Here is a 5,332-nt window from a genome sequence, read left to right on the forward strand (position 1 = left end):
CCCCCAGCCGCCGGTGGTGGCCCACCAGGACGCCGGGCACGTCGGTGAGCGCGTTGTGCCACGGGCGGTCCCCCCGGCCGTCGTGGCCCGCCGCGTCCCCCGTCATCGTCCGTCCTCCCACGGTCGGCGCCGTCCCGCGCGTGCCGCCGGTGACGTGGTCATTCGGTGAGGGCCTGGACCAGGCTCTCCTGCACCCAGGTCAACCAGTGGTAGACGCTCAGGTGGGGCGAGCGGGGATCATCCTCCGGCAGCTCGTCCGGCATGTCGTCGGTGACGTCGAGCGCGGTGCCGAGCGCCAGCCGCACGTCGTTGAGCGCCGACAGCCAGGCGGCGGCCTGCTCCTCGTCCAACCGCACCTCACCGCCGTCGGGCGGCAGGGTCTCCAGTACGACGGCGGCGACACCGATCTTGGCGTCCAGCACCGCCGGTTCGTGCAGGGAGCGCAGGGCGGCGGCGGAGTCGAGGTCCTCCCGCGTCGGATTGTCCGGGTCGAGCCGGTGGAACTCGGGCAGCAGCCGACCCAGCACCGGATCGTCGGGGGACTCCGAGGGGCCGGTCCGGATCCCGGTCAGCTCCGCCAGCTCGTCCCGCGGTGCCTCGTCGGAGCGGGCGCGCAGCATCTCGTCGATCTGGCGGACCAGCCCCCGCACCACGGCGGCCTCCTGCTGCTCGAAACCGCCGCGCACCGTGCCGCGCTCGCGGCGCCATCCCCTCATGGTTGTTCCATGGTCGCCCAGAGGCCCGCCGCGTGGAGCTTCGCGACGTCGCCTTCCACCTTCTCCTTGCTTCCCGACGACACGACGGCCCTGCCCTTGTGGTGCACGTCGAGCATCAGCTTCGTGGCGTGCTCGCGGCTGTAACCGAACAGTCTCTGGAACACGTAGGTCACATAGGACATGAGGTTGACCGGGTCGTTCCACACGATGGTCTGCCACGGTCTGTCCTCGGCGCCCTGCTGCGCCCCGAGTGATTCTTCGGCCTCGACAGGCGTGGTCATGTTCCCATGGTGTCACGGACGCCGACGGCGTCGCCCCGCGAGGTCGGTCCCCGGGCGGAGGTCGTGCCCCCGGCCCGGAGCGCGGATCCCCGCGACCGGAATAGGGTTCCGGGGTATGTCCTCCACGACGAAACCGGGCGGCGGTGCCGGAGGTATCGGCGGTGCCGGTGGTGCCAGCACCGCGCTGCTGACCGACCACTACGAGCTCACCATGCTGAGCAGCGCGTTGCGCGACGGGACGGGCGAGCGCGACTGTGTGTTCGAGGTCTTCGCGCGCAGCCTGCCCGCCGGGCGCCGCTACGGCGTCGTGGCGGGCGTCGACCGGCTGCTCGACGCCCTCGCCGACTTCCGGTTCACCGACGCCGAACTGACCCAGCTGCGGGAGACCGGGGTCGTGGCCGACGACACGCTCGACTGGCTGGCCGGGTACCGCTTCACCGGGGACATCGACGGCTACCCGGAGGGCGAACTGTACTTCCCCGGGTCCCCGATCCTGACCGTGCGCGGCACGTTCGCCGAGTCGATCCTGCTGGAGACGCTGACCCTGTCCATCCTCAACCACGACAGCGCGATCGCCTCCGCCGCGGCCCGGATGTCCGCCGCGGCCAACGGCAGACCCATCATCGAGATGGGCGGCAGGCGCACACACGAGTCCGCCGCCGTCGCCGCCGCCCGCGCGGCCTACCTCGGTGGCTTCGCCACGACCTCGAACCTCGAGGCCGGCCGCAGGCACGGCATCCCGACCAGGGGCACGGTCGCGCACGCCTTCATGCTGCTGCACGACAGCGAGGAGGAGGCCTTCCGCGCGCAGATCGAACGGATGGGCACCGACACCACCCTCCTGGTGGACACCTACGACATCACCCAGGGAATCGAGACCGCGGTGCGGGTGGCGGGGCCCGAACTGGGCGCGATCCGCATCGACTCCGGGGACGTCGGGGTGCTGGCCCGCCAGGCGCGGGAACAGCTCGACAAGCTCGGCGCCACCGACACCCGCATCGTCGTCTCCGGCGACCTCGACGAGCACGCCATCGCCGCCCTGCGTGCCGAACCCGTCGACGCCTACGGCGTGGGCACCTCGGTGGTCACCGGGTCGGGTGCCCCGACGGCGGGCATGGTCTACAAGCTGGTCGAGGTGCAGGGCCGCCCGGTCGCCAAGCGCAGCGAGCACAAGGCGTCCCGCGGCGGCCGGAAGTCCGCCGTGCGCAGGCACAAACCCACCGGCACCGCCTTGGAGGAGGTCGTCCACCCGACCGCACATCCCCCGGAGCCACACCCGGACGACCGGGAGCTGCATCTCGCCCTGCTCCGCGCTGGACAACCGGTGTCCGACCTGCCCACCCTGGAGGATGCACGGCACCGGCTGCGGCGTGCGCTGGTGAGTCTGCCGTGGGAGGGGCTGAAGCTGTCCGGCGGCGACCCCGCGATCCCCACGACGTTCCTGTAACGCACGTGGCACGCCCGGTAGGCTCTTCGGTCCCGTCGGCGTCGGAGGAGGTGGACATGGCTACCGCGCTGATCGTGGTGGACGTGCAGAACGACTTCTGTGAGGGAGGTTCGCTCGCGGTGTCCGGGGGCGCCGCGGTCGCCGAGGCCGTTTCGGCGCACCTGCGTGCCGACGGGTACGGCCACGTCGTGGCCACCCGGGACTATCACATCGACCCCGGGGCACACTTCTCCGACGATCCCGACTACGTCCGGTCGTGGCCGCGGCACTGCGTCGCCGACACGCCCGGGGCGTCGTTCCACCCCCGGCTGGACGTCGCCCCGATCGAGGCGGTGTTCTCCAAGGGTCAGTACAGCGACGGCTACTCCGGCTTCGACGGCGAGACCGACGAGGGTGAGCGGCTCGCGGACTGGCTCACCCGGCGGAGGGTCGACTCGGTCGACGTCGTGGGGATCGCCACCGACCACTGTGTCCGGGCCACCGCGCTGGACGCGGCGCGCACCGGGCTGCGCACCCGGGTACTGGCCGGCCTGACCGCGGGTGTGTCCCGCTCCACCGTGGACGCCGCACTGGCCGAACTCGACCGGGCGGGCGTCACCGTGGCGGGCAGCCCGAGGGTCGCCGCGTGAGACCGGGGGGACTGCTGACCTTCGGCGAGGTGCTGGCCGCGTTCGGCACCACGTCCGGCAAACTGCGGCACGCCATGTCCGTGGGCGTGGGGATCGCCGGCTCGGAGGCGGTCGTCGCGATCGGTGCGGCCCGGCTCGGGGTGGACACCGCCTGGGCCGGCCGGGTCGGTGCCGACGAACCCGGCGCGCTGGCCCTGCTCCGCCTGCGGGAGGAGGGGGTCGACGCCTCGGCGGTGCGCACCGACCGGCAGGCACCGACGGGGCTGGTGCTCAAGGACTTCCGCAACACCGACGTCGCCCGCGCGTCGTTCTACCGCAACGGCAGCGCGGGCACCCGGCTGTGCCCGGAGGACATCCCGGAGGACAGCATCCGCTCCGCCGGGGTACTGCACGTGAGCGGATCGACCCCCGGCCTGTCCGACTCGGCCGCGAAGACGGCGTTCGCGGCCGTGGAGGTGGCCGCCGACGCGGGCGTGCCCGTTTCGCTCGACATCCGCTACAGCCACGCGCTCTGGTATCCGGACGACGCGGCCGACATCCTGTACGACCTGGCGTCGATGTCGAACATCGTGTTCGCCGGGGACGACGCCGTACGGCTGCTCGGCTTCGAGGGCGAACCCGGCGAACTGGCCTCCGCAGTGGCCGGGATCGGTCCCGAGCAGGTGATCGTCAAGCTCGGCCCCCGCGGCGCCGTCGCCGAGCTGCACGGTTCGCCCTACGACGTGCCCAGCTACCCGGTGCGGTCGGTGGACACCGACGGCGCCGACGACGCCTTCGTGGCGGGCTACCTCGCCGACCTGCTCACCGACGCGCCCCCGGAGCGCAGGCTGCGCACGGCCGCCGCCTGCCGCGCGTTCTCCCTCTCGGTCCCGGGCGACTCGATCGGCCTCCCCGACCGCGAGGAACTCCAGACCCTCACCCGCCGCTGACCACACCCCACACCCGCCGCGAGTCGCCACCCCACACCCGCGGGTCGGCACTCCGGGACGGCGAGTCGACGTCCGCCGGGCGGAATCCTGCGAGGCACGCCCCGGGCCGACACCCCCGGGCGGTACCGTGTGGTGCCGTGACCGGCGACCCTTCGGACCTGCCGAGCGTCCGTGACCTCCTCGCCCACGCCGTCGACGCGGTGGGTGGCACCGAGCGCGAGGGCCAGGTGCGCATGGCCGAGGCCGTGACCGACACCCTCCGCACGGGCGAACACCTGGCGGTGCAGGCCGGCACCGGCACGGGCAAATCACTGGCCTACCTGGTGCCCGCACTCCGGCACGCCGTCACCGCCGGGGCCACGGTGGTGGTGTCCACCGCGACCATCGCTCTCCAACGACAGCTCGTCGACCGGGACCTGCCCCGGTTGGCCACCGCCCTGACCGGGCCGCTCGGCCGCGAACCGACGTTCGCGATCCTCAAGGGCAGGCGCAACTACCTCTGCCTGCACCGGGTGCACACCGGCGCGCCGGAGGAGCCGGAGGACACGGGGCTGTTCGACCCGTTCGCGGTCTCCCGGATCGGCCGGGAGGTCAAGCGGCTGCACGAGTGGTCCTCGGAGACCGACACCGGGGACCGCGACGAGCTGGTGCCCGGGGTGTCCGAACAGGCGTGGCGGCAGGTGTCGGTGACCGCGCAGGAGTGCCTGGGGGCGCACCGCTGCCCGGTCGGGGACGACTGCTTCGCCGAACAGGCCCGCGGCGAGGCGGGCATGGCCGACATCGTGGTCACCAACCACGCGCTGCTGGCGATCGACGCGTTGCAGGAACACCAGGTGCTGCCCGAGCACGACCTCACCGTCATCGACGAGGCCCACGAGCTGGTCGACCGGGTCACCTCCGCGGCCACCGCCGAACTAACCCCCGCGATGGTCTCGACCGCGACCCGGCGGTGCGGCCGACTGATCGACTCCGAAATCGCCGACCGGCTGCTGGAAGCGGGCGAGGGCCTCTCCCTGGTGCTGCAGGAGATGCCGTCCGGACGGCTCGACGAACTGCCCACCGCGCTCGGCGGCGCCGTGGCGGCGGTGCGGGACGCGGCCCACGCCTGTGTCACCGCGCTCGGGTCGGAACGCCGGGAGGACGTGGAGGAGGCCACCGCCCGCAAGGTGGCCCGGTCGGCACTGGACGAGATCCACGACACGGCCGTGCGACTGCTGGACGCGTTCGACGCCGACGAGGGCGGGCGCACCGACGTCGTGTGGCGTTCCGGCGGGGAGCACAGCCCGCGCCCGCCCGCACTGCACGTCGCGCCGCTCGGGGTGGGCGGCCT

6 protein-coding genes are annotated in these 5,332 nt (G+C 73.0%); 4 read left to right on the top strand and 2 right to left on the bottom strand.

Features of this window, described 5'->3' with window-relative positions; all coding sequences use genetic code 11:
- Positions 1-158: 158 nt before the first annotated feature.
- A complete protein-coding gene (locus SACHA_RS0106510; protein ID WP_019808139.1) occupies positions 159-716 on the bottom strand; it encodes a DUF2017 domain-containing protein in 558 nt (185 codons plus the stop codon).
- Positions 713-997 (bottom strand): ATP-dependent Clp protease adapter ClpS, encoded by a 285-nt coding sequence (gene clpS, locus SACHA_RS0106515; protein WP_019808141.1) that lies wholly within the window; start codon positions 995-997, stop codon positions 713-715. The genes SACHA_RS0106510 and clpS overlap by 4 nt, the downstream gene beginning before the upstream one ends.
- Positions 998-1,112: 115 nt before the next feature.
- On the opposite strand from clpS, the gene SACHA_RS0106520 reads away from it, so the two are divergent.
- The 4 genes from SACHA_RS0106520 to SACHA_RS0106535 form a co-directional block, all read left to right on the top strand.
- Positions 1,113-2,444, top strand: a complete 1,332-nt coding sequence (locus tag SACHA_RS0106520) for a nicotinate phosphoribosyltransferase (protein WP_019808144.1) — start codon at positions 1,113-1,115, stop codon at positions 2,442-2,444.
- Positions 2,445-2,500: 56 nt separating this feature from the next.
- Complete coding sequence (locus SACHA_RS0106525; protein ID WP_019808146.1) at positions 2,501-3,073, top strand: isochorismatase family protein; 573 nt, start codon at positions 2,501-2,503, stop codon at positions 3,071-3,073.
- Complete coding sequence (locus SACHA_RS0106530) at positions 3,070-4,002, top strand: sugar kinase (protein ID WP_019808148.1); 933 nt, start codon at positions 3,070-3,072, stop codon at positions 4,000-4,002. Before SACHA_RS0106525 ends, SACHA_RS0106530 begins: the two co-directional genes overlap by 4 nt.
- 137 nt (positions 4,003-4,139) lie before the next feature.
- Positions 4,140-5,332, top strand: a 1,193-nt coding sequence (locus SACHA_RS0106535) for an ATP-dependent DNA helicase (RefSeq protein WP_019808150.1), incomplete at its 3' end; no start/stop codon positions are given.

The sequence above is a fragment of the Saccharomonospora halophila 8 genome (genome assembly GCF_000383775.1).
GTDB lineage: Bacteria > Actinomycetota > Actinomycetes > Mycobacteriales > Pseudonocardiaceae > Saccharomonospora > Saccharomonospora halophila.